Source organism: Streptomyces sp. NPDC055239, from assembly GCF_053606205.1.
Genome location: NZ_JBSGRD010000024.1, coordinates 23,227 through 37,830, shown reverse-complemented (window position 1 = coordinate 37,830; position 14,604 = coordinate 23,227). Strand labels below are relative to the sequence as shown.

At 68.2% G+C, this 14,604-nt stretch carries 16 protein-coding genes; 12 read left to right on the top strand and 4 right to left on the bottom strand.

Annotated features, from left to right (window positions below; genetic code table 11):
* Window positions 1–36 precede the first annotated feature (36 nt).
* The 10 genes from ACWFRJ_RS42940 (at window position 37) to pstB (ending at window position 10,655) form a co-directional block, all read left to right on the top strand.
* Window positions 37–462, top strand: a complete 426-nt coding sequence (locus tag ACWFRJ_RS42940) for a GntR family transcriptional regulator (protein ID WP_453544244.1) — start codon at window positions 37–39, stop codon at window positions 460–462.
* Window positions 459–1,358, top strand: a complete 900-nt coding sequence (locus ACWFRJ_RS42935; RefSeq protein WP_453544242.1) for an ABC transporter ATP-binding protein — start codon at window positions 459–461, stop codon at window positions 1,356–1,358. Before ACWFRJ_RS42940 ends, ACWFRJ_RS42935 begins: the two co-directional genes overlap by 4 nt.
* The gene (locus tag ACWFRJ_RS42930) at window positions 1,355–2,266 is read left to right on the top strand and encodes an ABC transporter permease (RefSeq protein WP_453544240.1); all 912 of its coding nucleotides are present in this window, start codon (window positions 1,355–1,357) and stop codon (window positions 2,264–2,266) included. Before ACWFRJ_RS42935 ends, ACWFRJ_RS42930 begins: the two co-directional genes overlap by 4 nt.
* 224 nt (window positions 2,267–2,490) lie before the next feature.
* Entirely contained in the window at window positions 2,491–4,737 is a 2,247-nt protein-coding gene (locus ACWFRJ_RS42925) for an RNA degradosome polyphosphate kinase (protein ID WP_453544238.1), read from the top strand.
* A complete protein-coding gene (locus tag ACWFRJ_RS42920; RefSeq protein ID WP_453544236.1) occupies window positions 4,718–5,803 on the top strand; it encodes a CHAD domain-containing protein in 1,086 nt (361 codons plus the stop codon). The genes ACWFRJ_RS42925 and ACWFRJ_RS42920 overlap by 20 nt, the downstream gene beginning before the upstream one ends.
* The gene (locus tag ACWFRJ_RS42915; protein ID WP_453544234.1) at window positions 5,800–6,258 is read left to right on the top strand and encodes an NUDIX hydrolase; all 459 of its coding nucleotides are present in this window, start codon (window positions 5,800–5,802) and stop codon (window positions 6,256–6,258) included. The genes ACWFRJ_RS42920 and ACWFRJ_RS42915 overlap by 4 nt, the downstream gene beginning before the upstream one ends.
* A 242-nt stretch (window positions 6,259–6,500) precedes the next feature.
* Window positions 6,501–7,631, top strand: coding sequence for a phosphate ABC transporter substrate-binding protein PstS (gene pstS / locus ACWFRJ_RS42910; RefSeq protein ID WP_453544232.1), 1,131 nt, complete (start codon window positions 6,501–6,503; stop codon window positions 7,629–7,631).
* Between the two features lie 116 nt (window positions 7,632–7,747).
* Entirely contained in the window at window positions 7,748–8,776 is a 1,029-nt protein-coding gene (gene pstC, locus ACWFRJ_RS42905; protein ID WP_453544230.1) for a phosphate ABC transporter permease subunit PstC, read from the top strand.
* Complete coding sequence (gene pstA / locus ACWFRJ_RS42900) at window positions 8,773–9,828, top strand: phosphate ABC transporter permease PstA (RefSeq protein WP_453544228.1); 1,056 nt, start codon at window positions 8,773–8,775, stop codon at window positions 9,826–9,828. Before pstC ends, pstA begins: the two co-directional genes overlap by 4 nt.
* 50 nt (window positions 9,829–9,878) lie before the next feature.
* On the top strand, window positions 9,879–10,655 hold the full coding sequence (gene pstB / locus ACWFRJ_RS42895) for a phosphate ABC transporter ATP-binding protein PstB (RefSeq protein ID WP_383282032.1): 777 nt from the start codon (window positions 9,879–9,881) through the stop codon (window positions 10,653–10,655).
* Window positions 10,656–10,816: 161 nt separating this feature from the next.
* On the opposite strand, the gene ACWFRJ_RS42890 is transcribed toward pstB, so the two are convergent.
* Window positions 10,817–11,815, bottom strand: a complete 999-nt coding sequence (locus ACWFRJ_RS42890; RefSeq protein WP_453544226.1) for an anion permease — start codon at window positions 11,813–11,815, stop codon at window positions 10,817–10,819.
* A gap of 9 nt (window positions 11,816–11,824) precedes the next feature.
* Entirely contained in the window at window positions 11,825–12,445 is a 621-nt protein-coding gene (locus tag ACWFRJ_RS42885) for a DUF47 domain-containing protein (RefSeq protein WP_389915768.1), read from the bottom strand.
* A 222-nt stretch (window positions 12,446–12,667) separates the two neighbouring features.
* Here ACWFRJ_RS42885 and ACWFRJ_RS42880 point away from each other — a divergent pair, with 222 nt between their 5' ends.
* The gene (locus ACWFRJ_RS42880; protein ID WP_453544224.1) at window positions 12,668–13,039 is read left to right on the top strand and encodes a metal-sensitive transcriptional regulator; all 372 of its coding nucleotides are present in this window, start codon (window positions 12,668–12,670) and stop codon (window positions 13,037–13,039) included.
* Between the two features lie 77 nt (window positions 13,040–13,116).
* On the opposite strand, the gene ACWFRJ_RS42875 is transcribed toward ACWFRJ_RS42880, so the two are convergent.
* Entirely contained in the window at window positions 13,117–13,302 is a 186-nt protein-coding gene (locus ACWFRJ_RS42875; protein ID WP_453544222.1) for a hypothetical protein, read from the bottom strand.
* A gap of 141 nt (window positions 13,303–13,443) precedes the next feature.
* Window positions 13,444–14,262, bottom strand: coding sequence for a hypothetical protein (locus tag ACWFRJ_RS42870; protein WP_453544220.1), 819 nt, complete (start codon window positions 14,260–14,262; stop codon window positions 13,444–13,446).
* Window positions 14,263–14,381: 119 nt separating this feature from the next.
* On the opposite strand from ACWFRJ_RS42870, the gene ACWFRJ_RS42865 reads away from it, so the two are divergent.
* Window positions 14,382–14,537: a hypothetical protein gene (locus ACWFRJ_RS42865; protein ID WP_453544218.1), complete on the top strand. Its 156-nt coding sequence runs from the start codon at window positions 14,382–14,384 to the stop codon at window positions 14,535–14,537.
* Window positions 14,538–14,604: the final 67 nt, after the last annotated feature.

Genomic DNA, 14,604 nt, shown 5'->3' with positions numbered 1-14,604 from the left:
TTCACTACTCAATTAGTGAAAGGGTGGTGCAAGAGCATGGTCGAGTTCCGTATCGACCGGCGCAGCGGCGTCGCCACCTACCTCCAGATCGTCCAGCAGACCCAACAGGCCCTGCGCCTGGGCCTGCTGGAGCCGGGCGACAAGCTGCCCACGGCCCGTGAGGTGGTCGAGGCGACGGCCATCAACCCGAACACGGTCCTGAAGGCCTACCGCGAGCTGGAACGCGAAGGCCTGGTAGAGGCCCGCCGGGGACTCGGCACCTTCGTGCGGAAGTCGCTGGGCTCCACGCCCACCGACTCCCCGCTGCGGGGCGAGCTGAGCCAGTGGGCCGCACGCGCCCGTGCCAGTGGTCTGGAGAGGGACGACGTAGCGGCGCTGTTCAGCGCCGTACTCGAAGAGCAGTTCACGCAGCCAGCACTCACACAGTCAGAGCAGCACGTGACCAAGGGGGACCCCGCATGACCGACACCGCCATCGAGGCGGCCGCGCTTGCCAAGAGTTACGGGCGGCGGGGCCATGCCCTGCGCGACTGCTCCTTCCGGCTGCCCGCCGGACGGATCTGCGCGGTAGTGGGACCCAACGGCGCGGGCAAGTCGACGCTGCTCGCCCTCGCGGCCGGGCTGCTCAGGCCCACCGAGGGCACGCTCTCCGTACTCGGCACCGACCCGGCCACCGCGCGTGAGCACATCGCGTACGTCGCCCAGGACAAGCCGCTCTACCCGCAGCTCAGCATCGCCGACACGCTGCGGCTCGGCGCCGAGCTGAACCACGGGCGCTGGGACGCCGAGCTCGCCGAACGTGTCGTACGCGAAGGGGACTTGGACCCGAGCCTGCGTGTGCGCACGCTCTCCGGCGGTCAGCGCACCCGTGTCGCGCTCGCCCTCGCGCTCGGCAAGCGGGCCGCACTCCTGCTCCTCGACGAGCCGATGGCCGACCTCGACCCGCTCGCCCGGCATCAGCTGATGGGGACGCTGATGGCGGAGGCCGCCGAGCACGGCACCACCGTGGTGATGTCCTCGCACATCGTGAGCGAACTGGCCGACGCCTGCGACCACTTGCTCCTCGTCTCCGGTGGCCGGGTGCGGCTCGGCGGCGGCATCGACGACCTCGTCGGCGCGCACGCGCTGGTCACCGGGCGCCGCCCCGTCGAGGACCTCGCCCCGCACACCGTCGTCGAATCCCGCGCGACCGGACGCGGCCTGACCGCGCTGATCCGGCCCGGCGGGCCGCTCGGCGAAGGCTGGGACGTCGAAGAACCGTCCCTGGAGGAACTGTTGCTGGCCCATCTGCGCTCCCCCGAGGCACCCGCACTCCTGACGCCGAGCACGGCACCCGCCGATCGCGAGGTGACGGTATGAGTTCTCCTCTCCTTCGCGGTCCGCGCTGGGCCGACGTCCGGGTACACCGCGCCGCGCTGCGGACAGGCCTCGGCCTCGTCGTGCTCGCCGCCGTGGTGACGGGCTTTCTCCGCTGGGCGAACTACGCCTACCCCGAGCCCACCGGCGCCTGCACCTCCAGCGGCTCCTGCGACACGTTCCTCGGCTTCGCCAGCGCCCGAACGCTGCTGTACGAGTTCGTGAAGAACTACTCCCTGGCGATGCTCCTCATCCCCGTCCTGATCGGCGCCTTCGTCGCGGGCCCGGTCATCGCCCGCGAGATGGAGTCGGGGACCCACAAGCTCGCCTGGACGCAGTCGGTGTCGCCCGCGCGCTGGCTGATGTCGAAGCTGACGGTGTTCGCCGTGACGAGCGTGGCCGGCGGGCTCGCCCTGATGGCGGTCTTCTGGCTCGGCCGGTCCGGTGTCGAGAGCATGTGGAACCTGAGCTGGGCCGACCGCGGCGTCTACGAGTCCATCGGCCCGGTCTTCGTCGCGTACTGCCTTCTCGGCGTCATGGTCGGCGCACTCGTCGGACTCCTTGTGCGCCGCACCCTGGTGGCCCTTGCCGCAAGCGGCCTTGTCACCGGCGTCGTGCTGCTGATCATGGGAAGCGTGCGCTGGCACCTGTTCCCGGCGACCACGGTCTCCGGGCCCGCATCGGGCACGAGCACGAGCTACACGATGCATGAAACCCCCATGGACTCCATCATCGTGAACATGGGGGTCCGCAACGCCGCCGGTGACACCAAAGTCACCAGCTGGTACGCCGACATCCACCCCCATTCCCACTTCTGGTACGTCCAGTTCATCGAGACCGGCATCGTCCTCGTCCTCACCGCCGCAGCCGCGTACGCCGCGTTCCGCGTGCTCAAGCGCCGTACGGCCTGAAGACCGGGCCCGGAAAGAACAGTCCCCCGGACGTGTAGACGTCCGGGGGACTCCGGTACATGTCCCGCACGTCATGTCGCCGTAACCAGTGATTCAGACTGGCTTGCGACCCTCACTCAATGCAGCCCGCCGTGCCCGACCCTCCCCCGAAGAACGGGAAGCTCTTCCTCACCCCGGCACTCTCCGACGCGCCCATCGGAGTCCCCGCGCGGAAGAATGGGGCCATGAGCCAGCCCAGCACGCAAGGTCAGGTCCAGCACGCCCAGCCCTCCGTAGGCTCCATCGCCGCTCACCGCCCGCACACGCTGTCGGCCGCGGTGTCCGACCTCGACCCCGACATCGACGCGGATCTCGACGCGTACGACGAGGACGGCCAGGTGGGACACGACGGCCAGGAGCTTCCGCAGGGCCGGTTCCTGGACCGGGAGCGCAGCTGGCTGGCCTTCAACGAGCGCGTTCTCGAGCTCGCCGAGGACCCGAACACCCCGCTACTCGAACGGGCTAATTTCCTGGCGATCTTCGCCTCGAACCTGGACGAGTTCTTCATGGTCCGGGTGGCAGGCCTCAAGCGGCGCATCGCGACCGGCGTCGCCACCCGTTCGGCCTCAGGTCTGCAGCCCCGTGAGGTCCTGGAGCTGATCTGGAACCGCTCCCGCGAACTCATGGCCCGGCACGCCGCCTGCTACCAGGAGGACGTCGCCCCCGGCCTCGCCGACGAGGGCATCCACCTGGTCCGCTGGAACGAGCTGACCGAGAAGGAGCAGTCCCGCCTCTTCACGCTCTTCCGGCAGCAGATCTTCCCCGTCCTGACCCCCCTGGCGGTCGACCCCGCGCACCCCTTCCCGTACATCTCGGGGCTCTCGCTCAACCTCGCCGTGGTCGTGCGCAACCCGGTCTCAGGGCACACCCACTTCGCTCGTGTGAAGGTTCCGCCCCTCCTCTCCCGCTTCCTTGAGGCCTCCCCCCAGCGGTACGTCCCCATCGAGGACGTCATAGCCGCCCCCGCGCACCTCGCGGAGCTGTTCCCCGGCATGGAGATCCAGGAGCACCACATGTTCCGGCTCACCCGGAACGAGGACCTGGAGGTCGAGGAGGACGACGCCGAGAACCTCCTCCAGGCCCTGGAGAAGGAGCTCATGCGGCGCCGTTTCGGGCCGCCCGTCCGCCTTGAGGTCGAGGAGTCCATCGACCGGAACGTCCTCGACCTGCTCGTGCGCGAGCTGAAGATCAGCGAGGCCGAGGTCTATCCGCTGCCGGGCCCGCTCGACCTGACCGGGCTCTTCGGCATCGCGGCCCTCGACCGGCCCGAGCTGAAGTACCCGAAGTTCATCGCGGGCACGCACCGCGACCTCGCCGAGGTGGAGTCGGCGTCCGCGCCCGACATCTTCGCCGCCCTTCGCGAACGCGACGTACTCCTGCACCACCCGTACGACTCGTTCTCCACGTCCGTGCAGGCCTTCCTGGAGCAGGCGGCCGCCGACCCGAACGTCCTGGCGATCAAGCAGACGCTGTACCGGACGTCGGGCGACTCCCCGATAGTCGACGCGCTGATCGACGCCGCCGAGTCGGGCAAGCAGGTGCTCGTCCTCGTCGAGATCAAGGCGCGCTTCGACGAGCAGGCGAACATCAAGTGGGCGCGCAAGCTGGAGGAGGCGGGCTGCCATGTCGTCTACGGCCTCGTCGGCCTGAAGACGCACTGCAAGCTGTCGCTCGTCGTCCGCCAGGAGGGCGACACCCTGGTCCGCTACTCGCACGTGGGTACGGGCAACTACCACCCCAAGACGGCCAGGCTCTACGAGGACCTGGGGCTGCTCACCGCCAAGCAGGAGGTGGGCGCCGACCTGTCCGACCTCTTCAACCGGCTCTCGGGATACTCGCGCCGCGAGACCTACCGCCGCCTTCTCGTCGCCCCCAAGTCCCTGCGTGACGGCCTCATTTCACGCATCGACAAGGAAATCCAGCACCACCGCGCCGGCCGCCCCTCCTACGTGCGCATCAAGTGCAACTCGATGGTCGACGAGGCCATCGTGGACGCGCTCTACCGCGCCTCGCAGGCGGGTGTGCCGATCGACGTGTGGGTGCGCGGGATCTGCGCGGTGCGGCCTGGTGTCGCGGGGCTCTCGGAGACGATCCGGGTCCGTTCCGTGCTCGGCCGCTTCCTCGAGCACTCCCGCGTCTTCGCCTTCGGCAACGCGGGCGAGCCCGAGGTGTGGATCGGCAGCGCCGACATGATGCACCGCAACCTCGACCGACGAATCGAGGCGCTGGTCAGGGTCACCGACCCGGCACACCGGGCGACGCTGAACCGGCTCCTGGAGACCGGCATGTCGGACAACACCGCCTCCTGGCACCTGGGCGCTGACGGCAACTGGACCCGACACGCCCTTGATCCGGAGGGCCAGCCCCTGCGGAACGTACAGGAGACGCTCATTGACGCCCGGAGGCGCCGGCGTGGCACAGCTAAACCATGAGACGACGACAGGCGACGTCCTGTCGGCCTATCTGCAGGGCCAGGCCACGGAGTTCCTGCGCTCGCTGCGGCTGCACCGCGAGTCGACGACGGACGCGCAGGGCGCCGAGGAGTCCCTGGAGGCGGCCCGCGCCCTGCGCCGCGCCGCCCGCCGCATCGGCGGCACCCTGCACACGTTCCGTCCGCTCCTCGACCAGGAGTGGGCGTCCGGGCTGCGACCCGAACTGGGCTGGCTCTCCGGCACCCTGGCCCAAGAACACGCGTACGCGGCCCGCTTGGAACGCCTCCTTGACGCACTGCACCGCTTGTCGGGCACGCCGACGGTCCCGGCGCCCACGGATCGCGTCGATGTCGCCCCCACTGTGGGCAGGCGTTCCGCAAGGCGGAACGGGTGGGCACAGCCCACAGCGCAGGGCGCAGGTGAACAGGGCCCCGCTCCAAGAGGCCTGACGGTGGGTGCGGCCAAAGCAGCGGCGTTGCTGGAGCGCCAGCTGACCCTCGCCCGCACGCGGGCCCACTCAGCCGCCCTCCAGGCCTTCGGCTCCTCCCGCTTCCACGCGGTGGCGGACAACGTGGCCGTACTGGCCAGCGAGGTCCCGCTGACCAGTACGGCAGACGACCTGAAGCCGCTCGCGGCGAAGGCGGAGGACGACCTCGCGGAGGCGATCGCCGCGCTCCCCCTGGGTCAGGCGGGCCACCCGTACAACGCGGAAGCGCTGACCTACGGCCTCGCCGCCGAGGCCGACGCCGCTCCCGAGGCCCAGGACGCCCCCTGGCTGAAGACCCGCGCCCTCCTGCGCCTGCACAGGTACGCCCAGGAGGTCCTCACCGGCAGCCCCGGCGACGACCTCCGCCTCTCGGACGCGGGCCACGCCCTGGACCGCCACCGAGAGGCCGCGGACGCCGCGTCGGCGGCGGCGTCGGCCGCCCGCACCCCCCGCATCGCCCCTGCGACGGCGTACGCACTCGGCGTCCTGCACGCCGACCAGCGTCATGAGGTGGAAGCGGCCCGTTTCGCGTTCCACCAGGCCTGGCTCCGCGAGACGGAAACGGTGAGCACCCCATGACGTACGACGGCACGCACGACGCGGCGCACGACACGACGAGCGGCGACGGAGCGGTCGTACGGGCCGCGGGCTGCGTCCTGTGGCGCCACTCCCCCTACGACGGTGAGCTGGAGATCTGCCTGGTCCACAGGCCGAAGTACGACGACTGGTCGCACCCCAAAGGCAAGCTGAAGCGAGCCGAGACGCCTCTCGACGGCGCCCTGCGCGAGGTCGAGGAGGAGACGGGCCACCGCTGCACCCCCGGCGCCCGGCTCCCCACGGTCCGCTATGTCGCCCAGGGTCGCCCCAAAGAGGTCAGCTACTGGGCGGCGGAGGTGGCCGACGGGCACTTCTCGCCCAACAACGAGGTCGACCGCATCCTCTGGCTCTCGCCGACGGCGGCCCGCAACCGCCTCACGCAACGCCGTGACCAGCAACTTGTCGATGCCCTGCTCGGGGTACTCAACCCGGCGTAAACGATCGGCTACTTTCCGTAGCAGATCGCCTAACCAGGCCGACCGCCGAGGTTCACCCTCCGTTCACTCGTGCCCATCGGTCGCTTCACCTGCCCTGCCTAATTTCGGCCTTACAACACAACGTAAGACCGCAGAACCTCAGAACAGCAGAAACGCAGCACCGCACGACGGCACGACCGCACGACGAAGACCTCGCACGCCGCCAGCAAAGGGCCGGCGGCTCCCGGAAGGAAGACCCGACAGTGAAGCTTCAGCGCAAGAACCGGCTCCGCGCCCTCTCCCTCGGCGCCATCGCCGTCTCCGGCGCCCTGGCCCTCACGGCGTGCGGCTCCGACGACACCAGCGGCGGCAGCAGCAGCACCGGCGAGAAGACGAGCGCCAACGCCAACATCAAGTGTGATGACGCCAAGGGCCAGCTCGCCGCCTCCGGTTCGTCCGCGCAGAAGAACGCGATCGACGCCTGGCGGAAGGTCTACTCGACCACCTGCAAGGACGTTCAGCTGAACTACAACCCGACGGGTTCGGGCGCCGGCATCACCGCGTTCATGCAGGGCCAGACCGCCTTCGCGGGCTCCGACTCGGCGCTGAAGCCCGAGGAGATCGCGGCGTCGAAGAAGGTCTGCAAGAACAGCCAGGCCATCGACCTGCCGATGGTCGGCGGCCCGATCGCCGTCGGCTACAACGTGCCCGGTGTGGACAACCTCGTCCTGGACGCCGCGACCCTCGCCGAGATCTTCGACGGCAAGATCAAGACCTGGGACGACAAGGCGATCGAGAAGCTGAACCCCGACGCCAAGCTGCCCAGCACCAAGATCCAGGCGTTCCACCGCTCGGACGAGTCCGGCACCACGGACAACTTCACCAAGTACCTCAAGGGCGCGGCCCCCTCCGCCTGGGCGCACGAGCCCGGCAAGTCCTGGGTGGCCAAGGGCGGCCAGTCCGCCAACGGCTCCTCCGGTGTCGCGGGCCAGGTCAAGCAGACCGAGGGCGCCATCTCCTACTTCGAGCTCTCCTACGCCTCCGACGGCATCAACACGGTCGACCTGAAGACCGACGCCAAGGAGCCGGTGAAGGCCAACGTCGACAACGCCTCCAAGGCGATCTCCGAGGCCAAGGTCGTCGGCAAGGGCAACGACCTCGCCCTGGAGCTGAACTACAAGCCCACCGCCGAGGGCGCCTACCCGATCACCCTGGTGACGTACGAGGTCCTCTGCGAGAAGGGCAACAAGGCCGAGTCCCTGGCCGCGACCAAGTCCTTCCTGACCTACATCGCCAGCGAAGACGGCCAGAACGTCCTCAAGGACAACGACTACGCGCCGATCCCGGCCGAGATCATCGCCAAGGTCCGCAAGACCGTCGCGAGCCTGAGCTAGCTGAACCGAGTGCGGCCGGCCCGGTGAGTCAGGGCCGGCCGCACCGTCCGGTGCACCGCCGCCAGGAGCAACGCCGCTGAAGAAGCGGTGATCGGCTCCGCAGACCGGAGAATCTTATGGATATACCAAGCAGTACGACCGCACCCCCACCGCCCCGACGCAACGACGTACAGCCGTCGGGCATCACACCCAAGCGTCCGCGACGCAGCGCCACCCGCCCCGGTGACCGGATCTTCCTCGGTCTCTCGCGCGGCTCCGGCATCGCGCTGCTCGTGATCATGGCCGCCATCGCGGCCTTCCTGACCTACCGCGCGACCCTCGCCCTCTCGGAGAACACGGGCAACTTCCTCACCACCTTCGAGTGGGACCCGGCCGGCAGCACCACCGGCGGCAAGCCGTACTTCGGCATCGCGGTCCTGGTCTTCGGCACCGTGGTGAGCTCGGTGATCGCCCTGGTGATCGCCGTCCCCGTGGCCATGGGCATCGCGCTCTTCATCTCGCACTACGCGCCGCGCAAGCTGGCGACCCCCATCGCCTTCGTGATCGACCTCCTGGCCGCCGTGCCGTCGATCGTCTACGGCCTCTGGGGCGCCCTCGTGGTCGCACCCAATCTGACCGGCCTCTACAGCTGGCTCGACGACTACTTCGGCTGGACCGGCGTCCTCGAATACAACGGCGGCGCCCCGCGCTCCCTGATGACGGTGGGCATCCTGCTCGCCATCATGATCCTGCCGATCATCACGAACGTCAGCCGCGAGGTCTTCCTCCAGGTCCCGAAGATGCACGAGGAGGCCGCGCTCGCGCTCGGCGCCACGCGCTGGGAGACCATCCGCATATCGGTGCTCCCCTTCGCCCGCTCGGGCGTCATCTCCGCCTCGATGCTGGGCCTCGGCCGCGCGCTCGGCGAGACCATCGCCGTCGCCACCGTGCTCTCCCCGAGCTTCGTGATCAACGCATCCGTGCTCGACTTCGGCGGCGGCACCTTCGCGCAGAACATCGCGAGCAAGTTCAACGAGGCGACCGAGTACGGCCGTGACGCGCTCATCGCATCCGGCCTGGTCCTCTTCATCATCACGCTGCTGGTCAACGGCGCGGCCCGCTTGATCATCGCGCGCCGCAAGGAGTACTCGGGGGCCAACGCATGAGCGCCACCACCACCGTCGCCAAGCCCACGAGCCTGCAAGGTGCCCGCCTCCCGCGCTGGACGCCTGCCGTCGTCGCGCTGGGCTCCGCCGCCGTCGCCATCGGCATCGGATTGGGGGCAGGCCTTGACAGCCGTATCCAGTGGGGCCTGATCGCGGCCATCCTCTACGTCGGCGCCTCGTACGCCCTCGCGGTAGCCGTCGAGGGCACACGCCAGGCCAAGGACCGCCTCGCCACCTCGATGGTGTGGGTCATGTTCCTGCTCGCCGTCGTCCCGCTGGCCTCGCTGATCTACGAGACCGTGCAGCGCGGCTCGAACGTCTTCAACGGCTACTTCCTGACCCACTCCATGGGCGTGGTCGCGGACGACGAGCCCGGCGGCGGCATCTACCACGCGATCATCGGCACCCTGGAGCAGGTGCTCCTGGCCTCCGTCATCGCCGTGCCGATCGGCCTGCTCACCGCGATCTACCTCGTCGAGTACGGACGCGGGAAGCTCGCCAAGGTCGTCACGTTCTTCGTGGACGTCATGACCGGCATCCCGTCGATCGTCGCGGGCCTGTTCGTCCTCAGCTTCTGGATCCTGATCCTGGGCTTCGACTTCTCCGGCTGGGCCGGCGCCATGGCGCTCGCCATCCTGATGATGCCGGTGATCGTGCGCTCCACCGAGGAGATGCTCAAGCTCGTCCCGAACGAGCTGCGGGAGGCGTCACTCGCCCTCGGCATCCCGAAGTGGCGGACCATCCTCAAGGTGGTCCTGCCCACCGCGATCGGCGGCATCACGACCGGCGTCATGCTCGCGGTCGCCCGTATCGCGGGCGAGACCGCACCGGTCCTGCTCCTGGTCTGGGTCAACCCCATGATCAACACGAACCCGTTCGAAGGCTCGCAGGCCTCGCTGCCGCTGTACATCTACCAGCAGTACGCGGCGGGCAACCAGGCCGGTTACGACCGCGCCTGGGCGGCGGCCCTCGCCCTCATCGGCTTCATCATGATCCTCAACCTGGCGGCCCGCGGCGTAGCCCGCTGGAAGGCCCCCAAGACGGGCCGCTGACGCGGCCACATCAGCGACCTTCTCGTACCCCCTCGAAAGCAGTGATCCCCATGGCCAAGCGAATCGACGTATCGGGCCTGACCGCTTACTACAGTGCCCACAAGGCCATCGAGGACATCTCGATGACCGTGGAGCCCCGCTCCGTGACGGCCTTCATCGGCCCCTCCGGCTGCGGCAAGTCCACCTTCCTGCGCACCCTCAACCGCATGCACGAGGTCACCACGGGTGGCCGCGTCGAGGGCAAGGTGCTCCTGGACGACGAGGACCTCTACGGTCCCGGCGTCGACCCGGTCGCCGTGCGCCGCACGATCGGCATGGTGTTCCAGCGCCCCAACCCGTTCCCGACGATGTCGATCTTCGACAACGTGGCTGCGGGTCTGCGCCTCAACGGCTCTTACAAGAAGAGCGAGCTGAACGCGATCGTCGAGAAGTCCCTCAAGGGCGCCAACCTCTGGAACGAGGTCAAGGACCGCCTGAACAAGCCCGGCTCCGGCCTCTCCGGCGGTCAGCAGCAGCGTCTGTGCATCGCGCGGGCGATCGCGGTCGAGCCCCAGGTGCTCCTGATGGACGAGCCCTGCTCGGCCCTCGACCCGATCTCCACGCTCGCGATCGAGGACCTGATCGGCGAGCTGAAGGAGCGCTTCACGATCGTCATCGTGACGCACAACATGCAGCAGGCCGCACGCGTCTCGGACCGTACGGCATTCTTCAACCTCTCGGCGGTCGGCCAGCCCGGCAAGCTCGTCGAGATCGACGACACGGAGCGGATCTTCTCCAACCCGTCCGTGCAGGCGACCGAGGACTACATCTCGGGCCGCTTCGGCTAGACCGAGGCAGGCCGCACTCCGGCTTCCCCGACTCCTTGCGGTGCTGCATGGCGGTGCCACCGCAGGGGCAACAAAGAAAGGCCCGCCCCCTGGCTCCCGGGGGGCGGGCCTTTCCGTCTGCTTTTACCGCTACTGCTATCTGCTTCTACCGCGGGCTGCTGCTAGAGGAACACGAAGTTCACGATGTAGAAACTCACCGCGGCCACGATGGCAGCGGCCGGCATCGTGATGAACCAGCCGAGGATGATGTTCTTGGCGACGCCCCAGCGCACGGCGTTCACCCGCTTCGTGGCGCCCACACCCATGATCGCGGAAGTGATCACGTGCGTGGTCGAGATCGGCGCGTGGAACATGAACGCGGTGGTGAACATGATGCCCGCGCCGGTGGTCTCGGCGGCGAATCCCTGCGGCGGGTCCAGCTCGATGATCTTGCGGCCGAGCGTACGCATGATGCGCCAGCCACCCGCGTAGGTACCGAGCGAGAGCATCAGGGCGCAGGAGATCTTGACCCAGATCGGAATCGGCGCGTCAGCGCTCTGCACATCGGAGATGACCAGGGCCATCACCACGATGCCCATGGTCTTCTGCGCGTCCTGCAGACCGTGCCCGAGCGCCATACCGGCAGCCGACACCGTCTGCGCGATACGGAATCCGCGCTTGGCCTTGTGCGGGTTGGACTTCCGGAACATCCACATGATCGCGCACATCACCAGATAACCGGCGATCAGGCCGACGACGGGCGAAAGGAACATCGGAATGACGACCTTGTCGAGAACTCCCGACCAGATCACCCCGATTCCACCCGCGAGCGCGGCCCCGACCATTCCACCGAAAAGGGCGTGGGAGGAGGAAGAGGGAAGCCCGAAGTACCAGGTGACGAGGTTCCAGACAATGGCGCCCACCAGGGCGGCAAAGAGGATCCACATTCCCTTGTTGCCTTCGGGCGTCTCGATCAGACCCTTACTGACCGTCTTGGCGACCCCACTGCCCATGAAGGCGCCCGCGAGGTTCATGACTGCGGCCATCGCGAGTGCCGCACGGGGCGTCAGCGCACGGGTGGAGACGGAAGTGGCGATGGCATTCGCAGAGTCGTGAAAGCCATTCGTGTACGTAAATCCGAGCGCGACGCCAATGGTCACGATCAAAGCAAAGGTGTCCATGGAGAGGCCTCAGGACTCCTTGACCGCGATGGTCTCCACCGTGTTGGCGACGTGCTCGAACGCGTCGGCCGCCTCTTCAAGCACGTCGACGATCTGCTTGAGCTTCAGCACCTCTATGGCGTCGTACTTGCCGTTGAAGAGCTGGGCGAGGAGCTTGCGGTGAATCTGGTCGGCCTGGTTCTCCAGACGGTTGACCTCGATCCAGAACTCGGTGAGGTTGTCCATCGTCCGCAGATTCGGCATGGCCTCCGCCGTGAGCTCGGCGGCTCGCGACAGGACCTCGATCTGCTGCTCGACTCCCTTGGGGAGTTCCTCGACCTGGTAAAGAACGACCAGGTCGACGGCCTCCTCCATGAAGTCCATGATGTCGTCCAGGCACGACGCCAGCTTGTAGATGTCCTCGCGGTCGAAAGGCGTGATGAAGGAGGAGTTCAGCTGGTGGAAGATCGCGTGTGTCGCGTCATCTCCAGCGTGCTCCGCGGCCCGCATACGCTCTGCGATCTCGGCTCGGGCGGAGGCGTCAGCCCCGAGCAGTTCCATCAGGAGCTTCGAGCCCGTGACAATGTTGTCCGCAGAAGCGGCGAACATGTCGTAGAAGCTCGTCTCCCTGGGGGTCAGACGAAAGCGCACGTGGGGTCCTCGGGGTGCTTTGGATTCGGTCAGGCTGATGCTAGGCGCATCATCCGGCCACGGCTAACCGGCCAGACCCCAGTGTCGCCCATCAGGCACAGTGATCAGCACGCCCCCCGAGCAATCGAGTATTCTATACCCACTAGGGGTATAGGAAGCCAGTTCAGCCAGTGGCTTTTCTATGACTGCCCAGCAGAGTGACTGTCCAAGCAGGAGGACGCGATGACGACCACCGATGCGGCCGGTGTGGCCATGAACACCGAGGCGCCCTCCGAGTCCGGCGGCCACGAGCAGGGCGGCCACGAGCAGGGCGTCCATGGCTACCACAAGCAGAAGGACGAGCACCTCAAACGGCTGCGGCGCATCGAGGGACAGGTCCGTGGCCTGCAGCGCATGGTCGAGGAAGACGTCTACTGCATCGACATACTCACGCAGGTCTCGGCGGGCACGAAGGCCCTGCAGTCCTTCGCCCTCCAGCTCCTCGAGGAGCACCTGCGCCACTGCGTGGCGGACGCGGCGGTCAAGGGCGGCGACGAGATCGACGCGAAGGTCGAGGAAGCGACGAAGGCGATCGCGCGCATGATGCGCACCTGAGCCTGAAGTCCTGAAGTGAGGGACACGGCAGGGCCCGGGCCGCTCCCTACCCCGGTGGACCGGGGCTTGCTCCGGGACTAGTCCCGGTTATCGCCCAGCTGCCCCACATCGGTGGAGACTTTCAGGACCTCGTCAATGCGGTCGGCACTCAGCCGATCCTCACCGGCGGCGGACGCCGCGATGATGAGTTCACCGCACAGCTCGATCTCGGCAAGGGCAACGTGGTCCTGAACGGTAGTACCGCGCACCAGAGCCACGTTCATCACCTCTTCCTGACCTTGCTTCCTGCCGGTACCGACTTCCTAGAGTAGGGAGCGGCCTACGCACCGCGCATGGCACGGACGGACCATTTCCGCCACCGAGCGCGACTATCCGGGCCCCTCATACCCCTCCCCCTCCTCCCCCTACTTCTCGGCGATCTTCCCCGCGAAGATGTCCTCGCTCGCGGGCAGCCGCACGTCCACCCGCACCCCGAAGTCGAAGAGCAGCGTGGTCGACGCCACCGCCGCGTTCGCGACACTGAACTGCTGCCTCAGCTTTCGCAGGCGCCCCTCCTCGTCGACGTACGCGTCGAACGGCACACGGCCCTTGCTGAACCCTTTCGCCGCCGCCCTCAGGGCCGACCGCTGCCCCTCGGAAGCGGACCTCGCGGCGCTCGGCAGGTCAGCGACCCCGCGGTAGTGCCGCACCTGCACGCCCGCCACCGTCGTCTCCCCGACGTACGACGCCTTATGCACTCCCCGCAGCAGCTCCGCGGCGGCGAGCGGATCGGTGGCCCCGCCCGTGACCAGGTTGCCGTCCGAGAGCGTCGCCGTGTCGATCCGCACCCACTTGTCCGCGGGCACCCCGGCGCCGCGGTTCTTCATGTAGAGCGCGCCGCTCGCCATCAGCTCGGTGATGGGGCGGTGCTCCTCGTCCCCGGCGGGATCTTTCGGAAGAACGACCATGAACCGCCCGACCTGCCGCCTGAAGTCGTACGTTCCCTGCCCACGGATGGTCACGCGGGTACCGCCGCTGGCCATCTCCATGGACGTACGCGCCTTGGAAGTCCCCGCGCGGACAAGGGCGTCGGCGGATTCCCGCACCACGTCGAGGGCGTCGGCGGAGGCGCGCCCGTCGTCGGCGACGGCGCCGCCCCCCGAGCATCCCGTGGCGACGGCCATGAGACTCACCGCCGCGGCCGTGAGGACCGCTCCGCCTGTGCGCCTGTGCTGCTGACCCATCGCCCGACTGCCCCCAAGCTTGCCCGCGAGGTCTGTAGCCCCCTGTCGTTCCGTGTAACGACCGGTACGTTGACCCGTCACGCGCAAGGGCGTTCACCCGGCGTGGGTACGGTGGAGACGTGGCCGAGGAGCAACAGGACGAACCGCACCGCACGACGACGGTCGAGCAGGGCCGATTCTGCGCAGCCAGGTGCAGCTGCGGCTGGCGTGGCCCGGCCCGCAGAGCACGCAGCAAGGCCCGGACGGACGCGGAGTCCCACCTGTCGGCCAAGTAGCCTCCCCAGTCGCCCCCCCGGTCGCCTCCCCGCCGCCTCCCGCCAACTCCCCTCCCTGCTCACCGGA

Coding starts and splice junctions, on each gene's coding strand:
- ACWFRJ_RS42940 (WP_453544244.1), top strand. CDS start 37: ATGGTCGAGTTCCGTATCGACCGGCGCAGCGGCGTCGCCACCTACCTC.
- ACWFRJ_RS42935 (WP_453544242.1), top strand. CDS start 459: ATGACCGACACCGCCATCGAGGCGGCCGCGCTTGCCAAGAGTTACGGG.
- ACWFRJ_RS42930 (WP_453544240.1), top strand. CDS start 1,355: ATGAGTTCTCCTCTCCTTCGCGGTCCGCGCTGGGCCGACGTCCGGGTA.
- ACWFRJ_RS42925 (WP_453544238.1), top strand. CDS start 2,491: ATGAGCCAGCCCAGCACGCAAGGTCAGGTCCAGCACGCCCAGCCCTCC.
- ACWFRJ_RS42915 (WP_453544234.1), top strand. CDS start 5,800: ATGACGTACGACGGCACGCACGACGCGGCGCACGACACGACGAGCGGC.
- pstC (WP_453544230.1), top strand. CDS start 7,748: ATGGATATACCAAGCAGTACGACCGCACCCCCACCGCCCCGACGCAAC.
- pstA (WP_453544228.1), top strand. CDS start 8,773: ATGAGCGCCACCACCACCGTCGCCAAGCCCACGAGCCTGCAAGGTGCC.
- pstB (WP_383282032.1), top strand. CDS start 9,879: ATGGCCAAGCGAATCGACGTATCGGGCCTGACCGCTTACTACAGTGCC.
- ACWFRJ_RS42890 (WP_453544226.1), bottom strand. CDS start 11,815: ATGGACACCTTTGCTTTGATCGTGACCATTGGCGTCGCGCTCGGATTT.
- ACWFRJ_RS42880 (WP_453544224.1), top strand. CDS start 12,668: ATGACGACCACCGATGCGGCCGGTGTGGCCATGAACACCGAGGCGCCC.
- ACWFRJ_RS42875 (WP_453544222.1), bottom strand. CDS start 13,302: ATGAACGTGGCTCTGGTGCGCGGTACTACCGTTCAGGACCACGTTGCC.
- ACWFRJ_RS42870 (WP_453544220.1), bottom strand. CDS start 14,262: ATGGGTCAGCAGCACAGGCGCACAGGCGGAGCGGTCCTCACGGCCGCG.